The organism is Sphingorhabdus profundilacus (assembly GCF_009769755.1).
Lineage (GTDB): Bacteria > Pseudomonadota > Alphaproteobacteria > Sphingomonadales > Sphingomonadaceae > Sphingorhabdus_B > Sphingorhabdus_B profundilacus.
On the sequence record NZ_SDWJ01000001.1, the window covers coordinates 870,900 to 891,293 of the forward strand.

A 20,394-nucleotide genomic window follows, 5' to 3' on the forward strand; every position below is an offset into this window, starting at 1 on the left:
TCGATATTCAATCGATGCCCGTGTTTATCTTGGTCCATTCATTCGCTCCAAATCCACATTCAGCCAAATCCTGTCGATGCTGGTACGTTTTTACATGTGCAATGGTTAACGGCGGGTTATGTATTACTGGTCTTTGCAAAATAGACCAGGCGCGTCAGAAGCCTTGCGCGCAGCTACTAAAGCGGTAAAGAGCGACACATAATTGCGATTGAGGGTTCCACCCGATCTATCTGAAGGACCGCAAATCATGGGGCATAAAACGACACGGCCTTTGTCGCCGCATTTGCAAATCTATCGCTGGTCGCCACAAATGGCGATTTCAATTATGCACCGCGCGACAGGTTTTATTCTTGCCACCGCAGGCATGCTGACTCTTCTTTGGTGGCTTTCGGCGATTGGCGGCGGAGCATCAAGTTACGCGGTTTTCCAGAAATATGTTGTTTCGGCAGGTGATGACGGATCCGGCTTCGAATTGGCGTGTAACTGGTTTTTCAGGTTAGTCGCTCTGACGGTAACGTTCAGCTTTTTTCAGCATCTTTTTTCTGGATTGCGCCATTTTGTCCTCGATATGGGGGCTGGATATGAACTCAAGACGAACAGGACATGGGCGCTTGCTGCATTCGTAGCGGCCATTTTTGCAACTGCATTGGTTGCGCTGGTCGTGGCATCACGCGTTATCGGAGTTTGAAGCATGGGTAGCGGAACAAATATCGGTAAAGTGCGGGGCCTTGGTTCCGCGAAACACGGTGGCTCACACTGGATCAGCCAGCGCACGACTGCGGTTGGCAATTTATTGCTGACCACTTGGTTGGTCGCATCGTTGCTGTTGATGCCTAATTTTGATCAGGCGACACTGGCGCTTTGGCTCGCAAAGCCATCGGTTGCCGTTCCCATGATATTGATGCTGGTCAGCATCTTCTGGCACGCCCGCTTGGGTCTTCAGGTATTGATCGAAGATTATGTCCATGACGACGCGTTGAAATTCGGTGCCATGACTTTGCTCAATTTCTACGTAGTTGGCGGTGCCGTCTTCGGAATTTTTACCGTCGCTAAACTAGCATTCACCGGAGCTGCCGCCTGATGTCAGACGCTTACAAGATTATTGACCACACCTATGACACCGTAGTTGTTGGTGCGGGCGGCTCTGGCCTGCGCGCCACCATGGGAAGCGCGGAGGCCGGTTTGAAAACTGCCTGCATTACAAAGGTATTCCCGACGCGTAGCCATACGGTAGCTGCACAAGGCGGAATCGCGGCGTCGCTTGGGAACAACAGTCCTGACCATTGGACATGGCATATGTACGACACCGTCAAGGGGTCGGACTGGCTGGGCGATCAGGACGCCATTGAATATATGGTGCGTGAAGCACCTGCTGCTGTGTATGAGTTGGAGCATGCTGGCGTTCCGTTTTCGCGGAACACGGACGGAACAATTTATCAGCGTCCCTTCGGTGGCCATATGCAGAATATGGGTGAAGGGCCTCCTGTTCAACGCACATGCGCTGCTGCTGACCGCACCGGCCATGCGATGTTGCACGCCTTGTACCAGCAAAGCCTGAAATATGACGCAGACTTCTTCATTGAGTATTTTGCGCTCGATTTGATCATGGAAGACGGCGAATGCCGGGGTGTGATCGCGCTGTGCATGGAAGATGGCAGCATACACCGGTTCAAAAGCCATGCCGTGGTTCTTGCCACTGGCGGTTATGGCCGTGCCTACTTCTCGGCAACCTCGGCGCATACCTGCACAGGTGATGGCGGCGGCATGGTGTTGCGCGCAGGATTGCCGTTGCAGGATATGGAATTCGTGCAATTCCACCCGACCGGAATTTATGGCGCTGGCGTGCTCATTACCGAAGGCGCACGCGGCGAGGGTGGTTATCTGACCAACAGCGAAGGCGAACGCTTTATGGAGCGATACGCACCGTCGGCCAAGGATCTTGCGTCACGCGACGTGGTGAGCCGTTCGATGGCGCTCGAAATGCGCGAAGGACGTGGCGTCGGGCCTGGCAAGGACCATATTTACCTGCACCTCGACCATATCGATCCTAAAGTGCTGGGTGAACGGTTGCCGGGTATTACCGAAAGCGGAAAGATTTTCGCCGGCGTTGATTTGACGCGGCAACCACTGCCGGTCTGCCCGACCGTCCATTATAATATGGGCGGAATTCCGTGCAATTATCATGGCCAGGTTGTGACCAAAAAGGACGGCAATGACGATGCGGTCGTGCCCGGACTCTATGCTGTGGGCGAAGCCGCGTGCGTTTCGGTCCATGGCGCGAACCGTTTGGGTTCCAACTCCCTGATCGACCTTGTCGTGTTCGGCCGTGCAACTGGATTGCATCTTAAAGAAACTTTGAAGCCCGGCGCATCGCACCGTCCGCTTCCCAAAAGTGCAACCGACCTGCCGCTGGCGCGCGTGGAGAAATTCCGTAACGCCAAGGGTGGTTCGCCGACGGCCAAAATCCGGTTGGAAATGCAGCAGACAATGCAAAAGCACGCCGCTGTTTTCCGCGACACAGAACTTCTCGCGGAAGGCGTCCAGTTGATGCAGAAGGTCAACAAGCGGATGGAAGATGTCGCCGTTACCGACCGCAGCCTAATCTGGAACACCGACCTCATCGAAACGCTCGAGCTCGACAATTTGATGGCGCAGGCCGTCTGCACGATGGAAAGCGCGAACAACCGCAAGGAAAGCCGCGGTGCCCACGCGCATGAGGATTTCCCAAATCGTGACGATGCGAACTGGATGAAGCATACCGCGTCATGGTTTGACGGATGGGGTGGTTCAGGCGGCAATGTGACCTTGGATTACCGCGCGGTGCATGATTACACGCTCACCGACGAGGCTGAGTATATCAAGCCGAAGGCTCGGGTTTACTAATCGCTCGCCTGTTTTTAGGCGGACAATTTATCGCTGGCTTAGAATCTCGGTTGCTATTGAGAGACTGCGCTTGCGCATCTCATGATCAAATATGGAACAGGCAACAATGATTTCGTCGGCCTTGGTGCGATCAATGAAAGCGATTACGGCAGTCTTAACGCTGTCGGGTGCGCCGATTGCGCTACAAGACAGGACGTGGTCCAGCATGCCCTGAAACTGCGGGGGCAGGGACTCGTAATAGCCTTCAATAGGTGGCGGCATTTGACGCGGATTGCCGGAACGCAGCGACACAAAACTCTGTTGCATTGACGAGGCGAGAAACGCTGCTTCTGAATCGGTCGGGGCAGCAATTATATTGAGCGCGGCCATCGTATAAGGTGCATCAAGTACAGCGCTGGGTCTAAAATGAGTGCGGTAAATTTGCAGCGCCTCGTCCAGCATGTCCGGCGCAAAATGGCTGGCGAAAGCAAACGGCAAACCGAGCGCAGCCGCCACTTGCGCTCCATAAAGGCTGCTGCCTAGAATATAGAGTTGAACATCGGCCCCAGCGCCGGGTGTTGCTGCAATGCCGGTTTGGCCATCATCCGCGAAGTAGCTTTGCAACTCCATTACGTCGCGCGGGAAGGCGTTTGGGTCGCTATCAAGTGTACGGCGGATCGCAGTCGCCACCCGCTGGTCGCTGCCCGGCGCACGGCCAAGGCCGAGATCAATGCGTCCGGGATGCAAGGCGTCGAGCGTTCCAAATTGTTCGGCAATTACCAAAGGCGCATGATTGGGCAGCATGATACCGCCTGATCCCACACGGATCGACTGCGTTGCAGCAGCAATATGGGCGATGACGACGCTGGTCGCCGCGCTGGCGATGCCACGCATGCCGTGATGTTCGGCTACCCAGTAACGGGTAAATCCAAGCTGTTCGCAATGTTTGGCGAGGTCTGCAGCATTCGCCAAAGCGGCAGCTACAGTTCCGCCTTCGATGACGGGCACAAGATCCAGAAGCGAAAATTTGGTCATCCCGTCTACATGGTTATCGAAGCTGCTAAAGCCAAGCGCAATCGACTATCCCATGCGGGCGTGCCATAGACCATTGATGGTGACCGCTCTGTATGTACCGTTTTTGATCATGGCATTGCTCATTGAGCTAACCCCGGGACCTAATATGGCATGGCTGGCATTGACGAGTGCGAGCAAGGGACGCGAATCCGGGTTTGCAGCGGTGGCGGGTATTGCTTTGGGGCTCGTACTTTTGGGCGGTGCTTCTGCCTTTGGCTTGTCTGAACTGGCAACAAGTTCGCCCATTATATTCAGTTTCCTGCGCTATGCCGGTGTTGGGTATCTTTTGTGGTTGGCTTGGACAACCTGGTCGAGCGAGACAGAAACATCCGATCCTGCCATGGACCATAGCCGATTGGTGGACTGGTTCCGGCACGGCTTGTTGCTGAATTTGCTCAATCCCAAGGCAGCGATCTTTTTTATCGCTGTGCTTCCCGCCTATATCGACACGGGTTTTCCGGTTGGTCCACAAACAATTCTTCTGTCTTTCAGCTATGTCGGAATCGCGACGGTCATCCATCTTGTCATCGTTATTTTGGCGGGATCGGCGCATGATTGGCTGACCCAAGGCGACTGTCAGCACTTGATCCGACGGATATTTGCGGTGATGATCGCGCTTATCGCACTTTGGTTTTTACGCAGCACAGCTTGATCCCGGTTGTGTTGAACGGGTTACGCGGACCGTTAATCTGGGGTTCATCGCATAATATATAGACGAAACGTGCTATTTCGTAGATGAACCGTTCGGTGGTGAAAGGAAAGCATATCATGACATCTGAACGAAGTCCCGGCTGGAAACTCTTCTTTGCCGGTATCATTGGTCTTGTCCTCATCATTCCACTGATGATGGTCTACGCGTTGCTGTGGGATCGGCAGGAGCAATCCAATATTGCCCAAAATGCCATTGCGGCGGGGTGGGGCGGACCTCAGGTCGTTGTCGGGCCAGTGCTTGTCTTACCCTATACCGCGAGTAGCGTGGAAACAGTCGACGAGAACGGAAGGCAAACCACGCGGACGGTTCAGGTGAAGAAAGAGCTTTTTCTTTCGCCCGAAACAAATGCGATCCGTACCGTGCTGAAACCGGACCGGAAAAAGAAATCCATTTATGAAAGTGTGCTGTTCGTTGCGGCAAACAGCGGAAAGGCGCGCTTTGCGTTGCCGGATGATTTTGCCCGTTACGGCATTCCGCGCGAGAATATCGACTTTGCCGGGGCTGAACTGCGCTTCGGCGTGTCGGATGCGCGCGGGCTTCAGAAAGACAGCAAGGTTCAGGTGAATGGAGCAACGCTAGGACTGCAGCCGGGTAAGGGCTTGGCGGCCTCTAACAATTCGGGCTTTTTCAGCTTTGTCGACTGGACAGGCGCCGTACCGCTGGACGTGGAATATAGCTTTGCGATACGCGGCAATAAGTCGCTGACGATGGTGCCGCGCGGTGGCGAAACGACGTGGGATGTAAAGTCCACCTGGCCCAGCCCAAGCTTTGCGGGTGATTTTCTGCCTGTGAAGAGGGACGTGAAATCCAGCGGGTTCACGTCGACCCATGCGGTGACCAATCTGGCGCTGGGGCAGGCGATTGTCGCGACCGACGACAACGCGCCGCCGTTGACGACTGAACAATATAGTACCGTCACTCTATCCTCGGCGCGGAATGTCCCAGCGGTTGGCGGGCCGAGCCAGGCGGCGACGATTGGCTTGATTGAGCCTGTTGATCTGTACAGCCAGGTTGATCGGTCGGTTAAGTACGGCTTCCTGTTTATTGGCTTTACCTTCCTAGCCTATCTGATGTTCGATGTGATTGCAGGGGCACGCGTTGCTGCGGCGGAGTATCTGCTGACCGGAGCCGGGCTGGTGCTATTCTTCGTGCTCCTGCTGGCCTTTGCCGAGGTGGTGGGCTTCATGTGGGCATATCTTATCGCGGCTGGCGCAATAACCGGGCTTTTGACGGCTTACTCTGCCGCCGTGTTAAAAAGTTGGTTGCGTGCGCGGTTCATCGGCGGGTTGCTCGTCGGGCTTTATGCAACGCTTTATGTGCTGCTGAACCTAGAAGCATATTCGCTGATTATCGGATCGCTGCTGCTCTTCGTAGCCCTCGCGGTTGTCATGTGGGCCACCCGTGCGATTGACTGGGGCGCCCGGCGTGAGACGGCGGAGGTACCTACCGCCAGCGCAGCTTAGACGCATCAAGTTCCGGGACGGATCGGACACCCATGAGCTTCATGTCGCGCTCGATTTCGTCTCGCAGCTTGCCGACCACACGCTGGACGCCCGCCTCGCCAGCTGCGGCCAGCGCGTAGAGATATAATCGTCCACCAGAGCAGGCCGTTGCCCCGGCGGCGATTGCTTTCAGGACATGGCTGCCACGACGCACTCCGCCGTCACAGATGATGTCGATCTTGCCGCCCACCGCATCGGCGATTTCCGATATTTGGTCAAAAGGTGAGCGCGAGCCGTCAAGTTGCCGCCCGCCATGGTTGGACACCATGATCGCCGTCGCACCGATATCGACCGCCCGTTTGGCGTCCTCAACCGACATAATCCCTTTCAGGCAGAATTCGCCGCCCCAGTCCGACCGGACCTTTTCCGCCATGGCCCAGTCCATCGATGTATCGAGCATCGTGTTGAAATATTCGGCGACCGAAACCGCCACATTGGTGCCCGCATCGACATGCGTTTCGAGATTAGGCAACGCAAATTTCTCGCGGAACAGGTAGTTGATCGCCCACATGGGGTGGATCGCGTAACTGAACACAGACGCCGGCGTGAACCGCGGCGGTGAAGTAAAACCGCTTCGCAGACAGCGTTCCCGGTTGCCCGAAACAATGGTATCAACGGTCAAGGCAATGGCATCGAACTTCGCTGCCTTGCAGCGTTCGATCATCGACTGATTGAGGCCCTTATCTTTATGAATGTAGAGCTGGAACATCTTCGGAGACGCTATGGTTTCCCCGATCTCCTCGATGCTGACGGTCGCGAGAGAAGAAATCCCGAACCATGTGCCAAATTTCTGCGCCGTCGCGGCCACCGCGCGTTCACCTTGCCAGTGGAAAAGCCGCTGTAATGCCGTCGGCGACAGCATCAACGGCATGGCGATGGGCTTGCCCATGACTGTCACGCCCATGTCGATTTCGGAAACCCCGGCAAGGACATTGGGAACCAGATCGCAGTCGTCATATGCCGATATGTTGCGGTCTTTGGTCCGCTCGTCATCCGCAGCGCCGTCAATATAATTGAAGATCGGTGACGGCAGGCGTGCCTTTGCGAGGCGTCGGAAATCCTCGACATTATGGCAATCGCTAAGCTGCATGCAAACTACTGCACGCCTTGGAGATAATTGCAGGCACTGGGGTTCTTGCTACGGATACCCCGTTGCAGCGCCTCCATACGCTGTTCCGATGTGCCGTGGGTGAACATGCTTTCGACGGGCGCGCGCCCGGCTTGCTGCATAAGGGTATCGTCGCCAATGGCATTGGCTGCGCGCATTCCTTCTTCAATGTCGCCTGGCTCGATACGGTCAGAGTTAATCCCGGCCCAAACTCCAGCAAAGCAATCTGCTTGCAATTCCATCGCGACTTGCAGGCGGTTCCCGTCTGTCTGGCTCGATTGTGCCTGAAGCTTCCGCACCTGGTTTGCGATTCCCGCCAGATTCTGGACATGGTGTCCGACTTCATGTGCCACGACATAGGCATAAGCAAAGTCGCCGCCAGCACCCATCTGCTTTTCCATCTGCTGGAAGAAACTTGTGTCCAAATAAATGCCTTCATCCGAAGGACAATAAAATGGCCCCATGGCCGACTGCGCCGGACCACAGCCGGATTGGCCGCCGCCCTGATAGAAATTGAGTTTCGTGGGGCGATAGTCGCGCAAGAGTTTGCCCCAAGTGTCTTCCGTGGATTTGAGAACGCGGCATGCGAATAACTCTTCTTGCGTATCGCACGCCACATTGCCCGTACTGGATTGCTGACTGGTACCGGGTGCAGATACAGGTCCGCCCATAGTCAGCATCCCGCTGGAGACGACAAAATACCCAACGACAGCAATCAGCAGGACGGAACCGCAGCCCATTTTGCGACCAAGGAGCATGGGTAGCAGACCGAAGATAAGCCCGAGCATGCCGCCTCCGCCACCGCCGCCAAAGCCACCGCCTCCCGATCCTTGATCGCTGACATTTCCGCTCGGGTCTAAATCATCGAGGCGCATAAGATTCTCCCCTGTTGCCGGAACCTAGCATTGCCGTTAGCGGTGAAAAGAGCAAGTAAACTTCCCCAATAAGCAAAGGTGTTCTGTCATGTTTCTAAAAGGCAAAACTGCACTCATCACGGGATCAACATCTGGTATCGGCTTAGGATATGCCAAAGCACTTGCCGCGCAAGGCGCTAATATCATGATAAACGGTTTCGGTGAAACGGAGGAAATCGCCGATATAATAAAAGAGCTGCAATCGTCTAGTGGGTCAGGTGCGGTTTATAGTGCGGCGGATATGACTTTGCCTGGGCAAATCCGGGCGATGGTTGCTGATTGTAACCGTGAGCTGGGCGGTCCGGACATCCTTATCAACAATGCCGGCATCCAGCATGTTGCTCCGGTTGACGAGTTTTCGGAGGATAAATGGGATGCCATTCTGGCAATCATTCTATCATCGGCGTTTCACACCACAAAAGCGGCGCTGCCGACCATGAAATCTGCGGGATGGGGACGGATTATTAACACCGGTTCCATGCACAGCCTTGTCGCAAGCCCATATAAGTCGGCATATAATGCGGCCAAACACGGGTTGGCGGGTTTGACGAAAACCATTGCACTCGAAGTGGCCACTCAGGGCATCACCGTCAATTGCATTTGCCCCGGCTATGTCTGGACCTCTTTGGTCGAAAACCAGATTCCGGATACTATGAAGGCGCGCGGGTTGACTCGCGATGAAGTTATAAATGATGTTCTATTGGCCAACCAGCCTCAAAAGAAGTTTGTCCAGGTTGATCAACTGGCTGCTCTTGCATTGTTCTTGTGTCGGGATGAAGCCAGCGCAATTACCGGAACAAATCTTTCGGTCGATGGTGGGTGGACCGCGCAATAGAGTGTTTTGACAAGTTTCCTTCTTGCTGTTTCGCCATCGCCTATTGTCCGGTCAGCGCGGGGTCGTAATTGCCAGCTGTCTGCTGAGGTACATTATATTGAGGGGCGACATAGGCCTGCGATGGAACCTGGCCATAATAGGGTGTCGCGTTAGGTACCTGTTCTTGCGGGACCTGGACTTCACTTTGAAGTGATTGCTGGTTACTGCTGCCATAAGGATTACCATCGATGACAGGCACGCCGATCGCGAGAATATCCTCGCCATCTTCTTCTGGCGAGCTGTTATCGGTCACGTCTTCGAGCGGAGTTTCGCCATTGTTTTCATTAACCGGCGGCGTCGGATTCGCGACGGGCGCGGCCTGGGCGACGGCGAGGGGTTGCTCGTCATATGTAAGGCTTGAGGTTACAAATGTGATGAGCGCGGCTACACCGAGCACGCCCAATAGCAATTTCAAGATATTGTCCATACTCAATCCCGACCTGTTTCCGCTTCTGCAGTTACCCCAAGCCTGTTAATAATATATTAGCGATGCGAGCCAGATCCCGGGAAAAAAGGCCGCCGACATCTCTGTCAGCGGCCTAGGTGTTTTCCTCCCCAGGAAATTGTAAAAGCTTACTTCCCTCCGGCGCTACCCAAACGATGGTAAAGCCTTGCGAATTTGACCGATTCCGGCTTGTCCTTGATCGCCTCCAGATAGAAAACCAATGCTTGACGCAGCAATGTCAGATCTTCGGTAGAAAGCACTGCCCTTGCGCGTTGTGGTTCGCTCATCTGAATTCTCCCAATATCAAGCGGCGTTGGCGAACTGGTTCATGGTGTTATCTTTACCGCCCGCCTTCAACGCGGCTTCACCGGCAAAATATTCCTTATGATCGTCACCAATGTCCGATCCCGACATATTCTGGTGCTTTACACAAGCGATGCCTTGGCGGATCTCCTTGCGCTGGACGCCGGCAACATAACCCAGCATGCCCATTTCGCCGAAATAATCCTTGGCCAGATTATCCGTGCTGAGTGCCGCGGTGTGATATGTCGGCAAAGTGATGAGATGGTGGAAGATACCAGCCCGCTTCGCCGAATCCCGCTGGAAGTTCTGAATTCGGGTATCAGCTTCTTCACCCAGTGCGGTTTCGTCGTAGGATGCGCTCATCAAATTGGCGCGGTCATAGGCCGAAACATCCTTACCTTCGGCGCTCCAGGCGTCGAATACCTGCTGACGGAAATTCAACGTCCAGTTGAAGCTAGGCGAGTTGTTATAGGCAAGCTTTGCATTGGGAACGACCTCGCGAATACGGTCAACCATGCCTGCAATCTGCTCGATATGGGGCTTTTCGGTTTCGATCCAGATCAGGTCAGCGCCATTTTGCAGGCTGGTGATGCAATCGAGAACGCACCGGTCTTCGCCAGTGCCAGAACGGAACTGAAACAGGTTGGACGGCAAGCGCTTGGGACGCAGCAGCTTTCCGTTGCGGTTGAGGATGACGTCGCCATTGCGCGCCGTTGCCGGATCGATTTCCTCGCAATCGAGGAAGCTATTATATTGATCGCCCAGATCACCCGCTTCTTTTGAAACAGCGATTTGCTTCGTCAAGCCAGCGCCCAGCGAGTCGGTACGGGCCACAATGATACCATCCGGCACACCCAATTCCAGGAAGGCGTAGCGGCAAGCGCGGATTTTTTGGAGGAAATCTTCGTGAGGTACGGTAACTTTACCATCCTGATGGCCACACTGCTTTTCGTCGGAAACCTGGTTTTCGATTTGCAGGGCGCAGGCTCCCGCTTCGATCATCTTCTTGGCGAGCAGATAGGTGGCTTCTGCATTGCCGAAGCCTGCATCGATATCAGCGATGATGGGCACGACATGGGTTTCGTAATTTTCGATTTTACCAAGCAGCTCGGTCTCTTTTGCGGTTTCGCCATTCTCGCGTGCTTTGTCGAGGTCGCGGAACAAGATGTTGAGTTCGCGGGAATCGGCCTGCCGCAAGAATGTATAGAGTTCTTCGATAAGCGCCGGAACGCTGGTTTTTTCATGCATCGACTGGTCGGGCAGGGGGCCGAATTCGCTGCGGAGAGCCGCGATCATCCAGCCCGACAGATACAGATAGCGCTGCTTGGTTGTGCCAAAATGCTTTTTGACGGCAATCATCTTTTGCTGCGCGATGAACCCGTGCCAACAGCCGAGCGACTGCGTGTAATAAGACGGGTCCGCATCATAAGCAGCCATGTCCTGCCGCATGATATTGGCGGTGTAGCGGGCAATATCAAGGCCGGTTTGAAAGCGGTTTTGGATCTGCATTCTGGCCACGGATTCGGGACTGATGGAGTCCCAAGTTCCATTTTGCGCTGCGATCAGCTTGCTGGTTTGCGCTATTTGATCTTTGTACGACATTTACAATTCCTTCGAGGTTATTAACTCGGCTGAAGCATGGGGTCGCAGAAAATGCCGGAAAAAGCGAGTCGAGATTGTAATATTTGTTGTGTGTGCGTCGCACAAAATAAGATTAACGTTGTCATGTTGTAAATAATGTGACAAATGCCTCTCCATGTCCGAGCAAAAGCTTTTTGCGGGCCACGCCGTCCGCCGTATCCGCAGGGCCAATGGCCTGACCCAGGCCGCAATGGCCGAAGCGCTCGATGTTTCCCCGTCTTATCTGAACCTGATCGAGCGCAACCAGCGTCCGTTGACGGCGACATTATTGCTGAAGCTTGCCGAGCGCTATGATTTTGACCCGCGCACCTTGACCGGATCAACCCCCGGCGGCGGGGTTGAGGCCATTCGCCGCCGTCTGTCCGACCCGATGTTTGCCGACCTGACGATAGAAAGGGTGCAAATCGAAGACTGGATCGCCGCCAGCCCCGACGCCGCCGAAGCCTTCGCCCGTGCCTTTGATCGACTATCGGGCGGTTCGCATGGCAGCAGCGGCGAAAGCAGTGCCGCACGTGGTTCGACCATAGAGCCCGAAGCCATCGCCTCGGCAAGGGCCGAGATCGAACGGTGGCGCAACCATTTCGCCGACCTTGACGTCGCCGCCGAAAAGCTGGCCGATGAATTGCGCCTTGCCAATGCTGATCTTTATGGCGCGATTACCGAACGGCTGCGGGTCAAACATCAACTCAGCATCCGTATCCTGCCCTTTGACGTGATGCCCGGCCATTTGCGAAAGCTTGATCTTCATGCCCGCCAGCTTCAGCTTTCCGAACTGCTCGACCCCGCCAGCCGCACCTTTGCCGCCGCGTTCCAGCTTGCGTTGATCGAGGCAAAAGCCGAAATCGATGCGCTGGTGGCAGGCGCCAGCTTTGCCGAACGCGCAGGCGAGCGACTGTACCGCCGCCATTTGACCAGCTATTTCGCCGCCGCTGTCATGATGCCCTATGCCCGTTTCCTGCGCGCATGCGAGGCAACGGGGTATGACATCGTCCTGTTGCAACGCCGCTTTGGCGCAGGCTTTGAACAGGTCGCCCACCGGCTGACGACGTTGCAGCGGGTCGGCCAACGTGGCTTGCCCTTTTTCATGCTGCGGATTGATCGCGCCGGCCAAAGCAGCAAGCGTTTTGCCGGTGCCAGCGCGTCGCCGCTCGTCGGGACGGAACGGCGGTGCCCCTTGTGGCAGGTACATAATGTCTTTGCCCGTCCAGGTTCGCTGCTGCCGCATCTGGTCGAACTGGAAGACGGCGACCGGTGGTTCACCTTGTCGCGAACGGTTCACCCGCAAACCGCGGTGAGTGGATCGGTTGAGGCGGAATTTGCAATATGCCTTGGCCTTGATGCAAAGCTTGCGTCACCTTTGGCGGCCGCGCGCGGAATTGACCTTAATTTAGCGCCCGCAACCCCGATCGGCCTTGGCTGCCCCGCCTGCACCCGCCCCGAATGCCCCCAACGCAGCGCGCCGCCTGCCGGTAGGGTGCTCGTATTCAACGAACGCGAAAGAGGTCTGTCGCCATTTTCTTTTGATATGGAGTGACGGGGAATTTTTTTCGTCAGAAGGAAAAAGGGAAAAAGGAAGAAGGGAGAGCAAAAGGTATCAATCCCCCTCCCGCTTGCGGGAGGGGTTAGGGGAGGGTGCGGGCCGTTAGGTCCGCCTTGCGACCTCACCGACACACCCTCCCCCAGCCCCTCCCGCACGCGGGAGGGGAGTGAGCGGGCCGAAATCTCGCTCGCTCCACCCTGAACCCCAATCCCCAACCCCCGCCACCCTGAATCCCCCGTCCCGTCACCCTGAACTTGTTTCAGGGTCCATCGCGCCGCAGATCCTGTGCAAGAGAGCAAACCCAACCGCACGTCGCCACTTGGCGTGCCACGACAAGGCAGAAACGGGCTGATAGATAGACCCTGAACCAAGTTCAGGGTGACGGGTAAGTAGGATTCAACGGGAAGGGAACTGAGGTTCAGGATGAAGTCTGCCTGCTCCGCGCACTCCGCGAACTCCGCGTGAACCTAATTAGCGCTGTGTTTTTGGTTCACGCGGAGTTCGCGGAGAGAGTAGAAATTGGGCCAGTCAATGAACGCGCCAATCCCCCTCCCGCAAGCGGGAGGGGAGTAGGGCGCGCTCATCCACCTAAGTTCCCAAAAATTCCCTGATCCGTTCCAGCACGACCTCCATTGCGGGTTCCTGTGCGCGCAAGATATGGTTGTCGGTATCCAGCGTGACCAGCGAAGCCCCCTTGATGGATGATGCAAGTTCAATGGCATGTTCCATGCCGACCCGCTTGTCACCACGGGCGTGGAAGATAAGGGTTGGGACATCCAGTTCAGGCAAGCGGTGGCGCACATCCAGGCGGCTGAATATTTCAAGAAAGGCAACGGCATTTGACGGGGACACTGTCTGCCGCTGAAAATTGTTAAACCATTCCAATTCTTCCGTCGTGGCCGACGGCGTGAAGGATTCCGAAAAAATCTGGCGATAGAGCGGCGTATCCTTGCCCCAGCCGTTTTTCACCAAGGTCATCACCGCTTCACGTTCGGCTGCATCATCCTTATCGGCCCAGTGACGCCAGCCGCTGCTATAGCCACCCAAAAGGATCAGGTGCGATACCCGTTCAGGATGCCGTGCGGCATATTCGATGCTGACCGCCGCACCTTGGGACAGGCCGAAAAGGGGAAAGCGCTGAAGACCCAATGAATCGACCACAGCCTCCAGATCGCTGACCAACGCCTCGAATGTCAGTTCATTGACGTCCCAATCGGAAAGGCCGTTGGCGCGTTCATCATAGCGCACAAGTCTGAAATCTTCTGACAGGCCACCGACCATGCGCCCCCATAAGGGGCTTCCCCAATCCAGTTCCAGATGGTTTAGCCAATTCGCGGTTTTGACCAAAACCGGGCCGGTACCGGTAACAGCATAAGCGATACGCGCGCCATCTTTGGCAAAGCAATAGCGTATTGACTGATGCGCGACGGGCTTGACTTCGGGTTTGATGTCATCGCTCAGGGCGTCTGCGGCTGCGGCAAATCTTTTACGTTCGGCGTCGGAATGCCGCCCGTTGCGGGCGGCCTCATCCAACCGACGGGCGCGTTTTCGGTCGATGGCGGCCCGTTCTGCGCCAAGCCACAAGGAATATTCCTCCAGCCCGGGCAAATCGATCCCCGGTAAAGGCATTTCCATGGCCTGTTCTGCATCCAGATGGTCAATGTCCAGAATGAAACCGGACGCATCGAGCGACACACGTTCACGGTCGGCATCAAGACGATGGGCATCCTGACCGAGCATCAGGCGCAATTTGGACAGGGACCAGCGCAGGGCGGCACGCGGATCATCTGGGATATCAAAGAAAATTTCGCACAATCGTTCGCGGCGCACCGGCTTTTCGTGCAGCAGAAGATAAATAAACAACGCACGCGTTTTGCGTGAAGCAGGCAGTTCAAGTGGCTGACCGCCGCGGGATAACGCTATTTCGCCGAGGAGGTTGGCATGAATTTGCTTCCCAAGCGGCAAATAACTCTCCTTTGCTTAAAATTTACACGCTAAATTATAAAATTACAACGGTGGTTCACACGGTGAAACAAACGGTCTCAATTGTATAGAATAGTACGAGGCTTTCGCCTTGTAAAGGAGCGACCCATGTTCAACAAGCTTTACGATTCAAATCGGGCTAACGTCATAAACGAGCAAGATATGGCCAAACGCGCCCGCTTTGAAGGCACTTTTTCTTATGATTATATTGCGGACGAAAACAGTCGTACCGCAGTTATGGCTTTGGAAGATCATATCATGCGACTGCAACCTGGGCTCGTCGACAAATTGGAACGTGGAATAGATGTTGCTGACATTAGCTGCGGCACAGGTCAGGCGATCAATCAATTAGCCAAACTCTATCCCAATAGCCGCTTCACCGGTTTTGATGCCTGTGCAGAGGACATTCTTGTCGCCCGGATGGAAGCCGAAGAAATGGGTCTGACAAACATCCGTTTCGAAGCCGTCGACGCGTCGACATTAGGCAGTGATGTTGTGTTCGATCTGATCCTGCCGTCGACCCGCTATATGATCCGGCGCTTTGATTGGCAGAATGCGCACACCGAATTAAAGGTCAACGTCTCCAATTAAGGCGCGACCGGGGTATCGAGGCTGGCATTGCGCCAGTCGATGTAGGCACCAATCCCCCTCCCGCCTGCGGGAGGGGTTAGGGGAGGGGGCGGGCCGTAAGGCACGCCTTACAACCTCACCGACACACCCTCCCCCAGCCCCTCCCGCAGGCGGGAGGGGAGTCAGCGGGCGCTTTAATCTTTGGCAAAATCCCGGACTTTCTGGCTTTTCCCCCTTGGCAAGATCATTACTTCGGTGCCGTTGGCCACGACAATCAGGTCGTTGACTCCATGCAAGGATATCCGAATGCCGTCGGCGTGGACCAGATTGCCGGTGCTGGCGTCAATGCGGACTGCTCCCGACAATGCATTATCGTCTCCGTCTTTGTCCCTGATTTCGTGCAGCGAATCCCAGCTGCCCACGTCGGACCACCCCATGCTGACGGGGGCGACGGCAACGCGGTCGGCTTTTTCCATTACGGCATAGTCGATGCTGTCCGACGGGCATTGTTCAAAGGCCGCGAGCTGGGGATAAATCCGGTGGCCTTGCATTGTTGCCAGCGCCATAGAAGATTTTGCCGCCGCCAGCATATCGGGGGCATGGGCCGATAATGCTTCAAGAAAATTGTCTGCCCGGAACAGGAAAATACCACCGTTCCAGACATGGTCGCCGCCGGCAATCATTTCCGTGGCGCGGGCGATATCCGGTTTTTCGACGAACCGCCTGACGGCGTGAACCCCCGGCGCCTGGGCTGCGTCCAGCTGGATATAGCCATAGCCTGTTTCAGGGGCCGTCGGGCTGATCCCGTATGTTGCCAGCCAGCCATTTTCGACCAGCGGCAAAAGGGCATCGGTTGCGGCATCGAAAGCCGCCAGATCTGCAATGACATGGTCGCTGGGCATGACCAGCATGGCCGTTTCTGCGTCGGGGCAGGCTAATGCTGCCAATGCGATGGCAGGTGCCGTATTGCGCGCGCACGGTTCCAGCAAGAGGATGGCATCATTGATTCCTACCGCCGCCAACTGCTCTTCGACAATTTGGGCGTGGGCGACATTGGCGACCACGATGGGCGCGGTGAACCGGGTGCGGTCCCTGACGCGCATGGCGGTGAGCTGGAACATCGTGTGCACACCGGTCAGCGCCAGAAACTGTTTGGGTGAAACCGGTGTGGACATCGGCCACAATCGCGTGCCTCCGCCACCGGATAGAATGACAGGAGTGATAGTCACCGGTTGCTCCATTTCATTGCTCGGGTAAAGATGAGCCGCTTAATACTTCCGAATTGGGCCCCGTCAAACATCAAAAAAAAGAAATTTTCCAGAATGTTGTAACAAATGTGTAAAGTTAATCGACACTTTACTTTTGGTTGTTAAAAATCCCGACATGATCCGGCTTTTCAAGCATTATATACCTTATGCGGTGTTGTTTCTCGCGATAATCGATTTTTGTCTGCTGATCGCGGCGGCAGAAACGGCGTGGGTGATCAGGGCCAACCAGATCGGTATGCATGTCGATTATATCGGCAACCGTTTCGGGCAGTTATTCACCTTTGCCGCATCGGTCCATGTCGCGGCCATGGCCGTCGGCGTCTATGGCCCTGATGCCCTGCAGTCCCTGCGCTTTGCAATTGCGCGCCTGTTGGTCGCGGTTTCGCTGGGTGTTATTTTCCAGTCAGTCATGGCCTTTGCCTTTCCGGGCATGACGCTTTGGCGGTCCAACTCACTTTATGCGATGATTTTGGCCTTCGTCTATCTGGCTGCAAGCCGGGCGATATTGGGCAGCTTGATCGGCGGAGAGAGTTTCAAGCGGCGGTTGCTCGTGCTGGGGGCCGGGCGACGGGCGCAACGGATCAAGGATCTGGAGGCAAAGGCCGGGTCGGGATTTGTCGTCGTCGGCTATATCGCCATGGACGAAAACAAGCGCGTCATCCCCGAAGCGATCAACCGCAGTGCAATCTATAATTTGTCGGATTATGTCGTGAAGCTGGGGACGAGCGAGGTCGTTCTGGCGCTTGAGGAAAGGCGCAATGCCTTGCCGCTTGACGATTTGTTGCGGATTAAAACGACAGGTGTGCATGTCAACGACATTTCGACCTTTCTGGAGCGGGAGACAGGCCGGGTCGATCTGGACAGCGTCAACCCGAGCTGGCTGATTTTCTCGGACGGTTTTTCTTCGGGCAGGCGGTTGTCGGGGCTTTCCAAACGTATGTTCGATATCGTGGCGAGTTCCGCCTTATTGTGCCTGACCGCCCCGATCATTTTCCTGTTCGCGCTTCTGGTGAAATTTGAGAGCAAGGGCCCCGCCTTTTACCGTCAGACACGGGTCGGCCTGTTTGGCCAGCCCTATACGGTCGTGAAACTGCGGTCGATGCAGGAGGATGCGGAGATTGGCGGAAAGGCACTTTGGGCGGAACAGGATGACCCGCGGATTACACGGGTTGGCCGCTTCATCCGCAAAGTAAGGATCGATGAGCTTCCCCAGACGTGGAATGTGCTGAAAGGTCAAATGAGTTTCGTCGGGCCGCGCCCGGAGCGCCCCGAATTTGTCGCCGATCTGGAGCAACAGCTTTCATATTATGCCGAACGGCACATGGTCAAGCCCGGCATAACCGGGTGGGCGCAGATCAATTATCCTTATGGTGCATCGAAAGAAGATGCGCGGCACAAGCTGGAATATGATCTTTATTATGCCAAAAACTACACGCCGTTCCTTGATTTGTTGATCCTGCTGCAAACCATCCGCGTTATTTTATGGCCAGAGGGTGCGCGGTGATGGACGGGGTCTTGCCCACTATCGGCTTTTGGGGACATGCTGCTGTTGCCTTTGCCTATGCGGCTCTGGCGATCTGGCTTTTCCACAAATATGGAACCCGCAACCGTCAGCAGATCTGGCTGATCTGTTCGATGGCGGTGACGTCTTTATGGGGCGTGGCTGCTATTGTTTCAGGGGCGCTAAGCCTGCCGGCCTTGTGGGCCGAAAGCGCACGCAATCTGGCTTGGCTGGGCTTCATGTTCTTTTTGCTGAAAAGCGGTGAGGGCAGGGAACAGCCGCGCACCATCAATATGATCTACGTGGTCCTGTTGGTGATATTGCTGTTGCAGCCGATGATCGATGCCGTGGGCGCGATGTTCGGCTTTGGCAGTTTCAACGCCAATATCGTGATGCAGTCGGCAATGACAATGCGGATGATCTTTGCCGTGGGCGCGCTTGTCGTGGTGCATAATCTCTACACCGTGTCGGCGCCAGAGGCCCGCTGGGGCATCAGCCTGCCCATGGCCGCGCTGGCCGCAATGTGGACCTATGACCTGAATCTGTACACGATCGGATATATCACCGCAGGGCCTTCGGACGAATTGATCGAGACCCGCGGCTTTGTGACGGCGTTGCTGGCGCCGGTGTTTGTGATGGCGGCTCGGCGCAACAGCAATTGGGGGTTCCGCCTGTCACGCTCCGTCGCGTTTCAGTCCGTCTCGCTTGTCGCAATTGCGGTTTACATGCTGGGCATGGTCATCCTTGCGACCGCGCTGGAGATTGTCGGCGGCACCTATGTCCGTCTGGCGCAGATTACGCTGATCTTTGGAATGTCACTGGCCGCGTTGCTGGTGCTGCCGTCGGGCCGGTTCAAAAGCTGGCTGAACGTCATCATCGCCAAGAATTTTTTCCAGCACCGTTATGACTACCGGTCCGAATGGATGCGCTTTGCCGATACCATCGGTTTCCCGTCCAAAGAGGCCGCGCCTTTTTATGAACGGGTGATAAAGTCGCTGGCCGATATATTCGACAGCCCCGGCGGCCTGCTTCTGGTGCCGGATGAGGAAGGGCGGTTGACGCTTCAGGCGCGGTGGAACTGGGCCACGGCCAATGTACCCGCACATTGCGTGACATCAATGACGATGCCCTTTTTTGAGACCACAGGCCATATTGTATCGATGGACCAGGTCCGGGCAGGAACCGACGACAGGAGCGACCCGCGGGCGATTCCGCAATGGCTATATGATGAAACCCAGGCCTGGGCCGTCGTTCCGCTTGTGCATTTTGGCAAGCTTGCAGGGCTGGTCATATTGGCCCGCCCCCGCCTGCCGCGCGCGCTGGATTGGGAGGATCTGGATATGCTGCGCGTCGTCGGGCGGCAATTGGCGAGCTATCTGGCCGAAGCTGCCAGCCAGCAGGCGCTTGCCGAAAGCCAGCAATTTGAACAGTTCAACCGCCGCTTTGCCTTTGTCGCGCATGACATCAAAAATCTGGTCAGTCAGCTAAGTATATTGGCCCGCAACGCCGAACGCCATGCCGAAAAGCCGGAATTTCGGGTCGATATGATCGATACGTTGCGGTCATCGGTCGACAAGATGAACGAGCTGCTGGCCCGCCTGTCGCAGCATAACAAATCACGGCAGTCCGCGCCGATTATCTTCGATATCGGTGAAGCGGTGATGAAAGCGGTGCATGACAAGCGCCTGATCTACCCGATCGATGCCGAATTAAAGCCTGGAATGTTCGCAACGGCCGACCCTGCGCGAGTGGAAACGATTATCGGCCATCTGGTGCAAAATGCGATTGAAGCCAGCGAAGATGGCGCACCGATCCGGATTAGCTGCACCATTCAGGACAAGGATATCGCGATCCATATTAGCGACCAGGGTGTGGGCATGTCCGAAATGTTCATTTCCAAAATGCTGTTCAAACCGTTCGAATCCACCAAGGAAGGCGGATTTGGCATTGGCGCCTATGAGGCAAAGGCATTGGCAATGTCGATGGGCGGTCAACTTCGCGTTACCAGCAAGCCGGGGAAGGGAACAATCTTCACCCTGTTATTGCCCAAGGCAACTGAAATCAAACCCCCTGTTAATATGGACGAAGCGGCATGAA

18 protein-coding genes are annotated in these 20,394 nt (G+C 55.6%); 10 read left to right on the forward strand and 8 right to left on the reverse strand.

Annotation, left to right across the window (positions count from 1 at the left end):
• Positions 1-247 precede the first annotated feature (247 nt).
• From sdhC to sdhA, 3 genes are read left to right on the forward strand one after another with little or no spacing between them, the layout of a single operon-like run.
• Entirely contained in the window at positions 248-688 is a 441-nt protein-coding gene (sdhC, locus tag EUU23_RS04005; protein WP_160352805.1) for a succinate dehydrogenase, cytochrome b556 subunit, read from the forward strand.
• Positions 689-691: 3 nt separating this feature from the next.
• Positions 692-1,081: a succinate dehydrogenase, hydrophobic membrane anchor protein gene (gene sdhD, locus EUU23_RS04010; protein WP_160352806.1), complete on the forward strand. Its 390-nt coding sequence runs from the start codon at positions 692-694 to the stop codon at positions 1,079-1,081.
• Positions 1,081-2,883, forward strand: coding sequence for a succinate dehydrogenase flavoprotein subunit (gene sdhA, locus EUU23_RS04015; RefSeq protein WP_160352807.1), 1,803 nt, complete (start codon positions 1,081-1,083; stop codon positions 2,881-2,883). The genes sdhD and sdhA overlap by 1 nt, the downstream gene beginning before the upstream one ends.
• A gap of 27 nt (positions 2,884-2,910) precedes the next feature.
• On the opposite strand, the gene EUU23_RS04020 is transcribed toward sdhA, so the two are convergent.
• Positions 2,911-3,897: an LLM class flavin-dependent oxidoreductase gene (locus tag EUU23_RS04020; RefSeq protein ID WP_160352808.1), complete on the reverse strand. Its 987-nt coding sequence runs from the start codon at positions 3,895-3,897 to the stop codon at positions 2,911-2,913.
• Between the two features lie 109 nt (positions 3,898-4,006).
• Here EUU23_RS04020 and EUU23_RS04025 point away from each other — a divergent pair, with 109 nt between their 5' ends.
• A complete protein-coding gene (locus EUU23_RS04025) occupies positions 4,007-4,588 on the forward strand; it encodes a LysE family translocator (RefSeq protein ID WP_218939496.1) in 582 nt (193 codons plus the stop codon).
• A 116-nt stretch (positions 4,589-4,704) separates the two neighbouring features.
• On the forward strand, positions 4,705-6,111 hold the full coding sequence (gene creD / locus EUU23_RS04030) for a cell envelope integrity protein CreD (RefSeq protein ID WP_160352810.1): 1,407 nt from the start codon (positions 4,705-4,707) through the stop codon (positions 6,109-6,111).
• On the opposite strand, the gene EUU23_RS04035 is transcribed toward creD, so the two are convergent.
• Positions 6,092-7,240 carry an alpha-hydroxy acid oxidase gene (locus EUU23_RS04035; protein ID WP_160352811.1) on the reverse strand — a complete coding sequence of 383 codons (1,149 nt, stop codon included), beginning with the start codon at positions 7,238-7,240 and terminating at the stop codon, positions 6,092-6,094. The two genes, creD and EUU23_RS04035, sit on opposite strands and share 20 nt — an antisense overlap.
• Positions 7,241-7,245: 5 nt before the next feature.
• A complete protein-coding gene (ypfJ, locus tag EUU23_RS04040; RefSeq protein ID WP_160352812.1) occupies positions 7,246-8,133 on the reverse strand; it encodes a KPN_02809 family neutral zinc metallopeptidase in 888 nt (295 codons plus the stop codon).
• A gap of 88 nt (positions 8,134-8,221) precedes the next feature.
• On the opposite strand from ypfJ, the gene EUU23_RS04045 reads away from it, so the two are divergent.
• A complete protein-coding gene (locus tag EUU23_RS04045) occupies positions 8,222-9,007 on the forward strand; it encodes a 3-hydroxybutyrate dehydrogenase (RefSeq protein ID WP_160352813.1) in 786 nt (261 codons plus the stop codon).
• 40 nt (positions 9,008-9,047) lie between these two features.
• Here the strand turns inward: EUU23_RS04045 and EUU23_RS04050 are convergent, their stop codons facing one another.
• From EUU23_RS04050 to EUU23_RS04055, 3 genes are all read right to left on the reverse strand, one after another.
• A complete protein-coding gene (locus tag EUU23_RS04050) occupies positions 9,048-9,473 on the reverse strand; it encodes a hypothetical protein (protein WP_160352814.1) in 426 nt (141 codons plus the stop codon).
• Positions 9,474-9,619: 146 nt separating this feature from the next.
• Complete coding sequence (locus EUU23_RS13960) at positions 9,620-9,778, reverse strand: hypothetical protein (RefSeq protein ID WP_179956505.1); 159 nt, start codon at positions 9,776-9,778, stop codon at positions 9,620-9,622.
• Positions 9,779-9,794: 16 nt separating this feature from the next.
• A complete protein-coding gene (locus EUU23_RS04055; protein WP_160352815.1) occupies positions 9,795-11,396 on the reverse strand; it encodes an isocitrate lyase in 1,602 nt (533 codons plus the stop codon).
• Positions 11,397-11,550: 154 nt separating this feature from the next.
• Here EUU23_RS04055 and EUU23_RS04060 point away from each other — a divergent pair, with 154 nt between their 5' ends.
• The gene (locus EUU23_RS04060; protein WP_160352816.1) at positions 11,551-12,969 is read left to right on the forward strand and encodes a helix-turn-helix domain-containing protein; all 1,419 of its coding nucleotides are present in this window, start codon (positions 11,551-11,553) and stop codon (positions 12,967-12,969) included.
• Between the two features lie 594 nt (positions 12,970-13,563).
• On the opposite strand, the gene EUU23_RS04065 is transcribed toward EUU23_RS04060, so the two are convergent.
• Entirely contained in the window at positions 13,564-14,838 is a 1,275-nt protein-coding gene (locus EUU23_RS04065; RefSeq protein WP_160352817.1) for a bifunctional AfsR/SARP family transcriptional regulator/alpha/beta hydrolase, read from the reverse strand.
• 228 nt (positions 14,839-15,066) lie between these two features.
• Here EUU23_RS04065 and EUU23_RS04070 point away from each other — a divergent pair, with 228 nt between their 5' ends.
• Entirely contained in the window at positions 15,067-15,549 is a 483-nt protein-coding gene (locus EUU23_RS04070) for a class I SAM-dependent methyltransferase (RefSeq protein WP_160352818.1), read from the forward strand.
• 173 nt (positions 15,550-15,722) lie between these two features.
• On the opposite strand, the gene EUU23_RS04075 is transcribed toward EUU23_RS04070, so the two are convergent.
• Positions 15,723-16,757 carry a mannose-1-phosphate guanylyltransferase gene (locus EUU23_RS04075; protein ID WP_425505097.1) on the reverse strand — a complete coding sequence of 345 codons (1,035 nt, stop codon included), beginning with the start codon at positions 16,755-16,757 and terminating at the stop codon, positions 15,723-15,725.
• Positions 16,758-16,911: 154 nt separating this feature from the next.
• Here EUU23_RS04075 and EUU23_RS04080 point away from each other — a divergent pair, with 154 nt between their 5' ends.
• Positions 16,912-18,300: a TIGR03013 family XrtA/PEP-CTERM system glycosyltransferase gene (locus tag EUU23_RS04080; protein ID WP_160352820.1), complete on the forward strand. Its 1,389-nt coding sequence runs from the start codon at positions 16,912-16,914 to the stop codon at positions 18,298-18,300.
• Complete coding sequence (gene prsK / locus EUU23_RS04085; RefSeq protein ID WP_160352821.1) at positions 18,300-20,393, forward strand: XrtA/PEP-CTERM system histidine kinase PrsK; 2,094 nt, start codon at positions 18,300-18,302, stop codon at positions 20,391-20,393. Before EUU23_RS04080 ends, prsK begins: the two co-directional genes overlap by 1 nt.
• The last annotated feature ends 1 nt before the right edge of the window (position 20,394 follow it).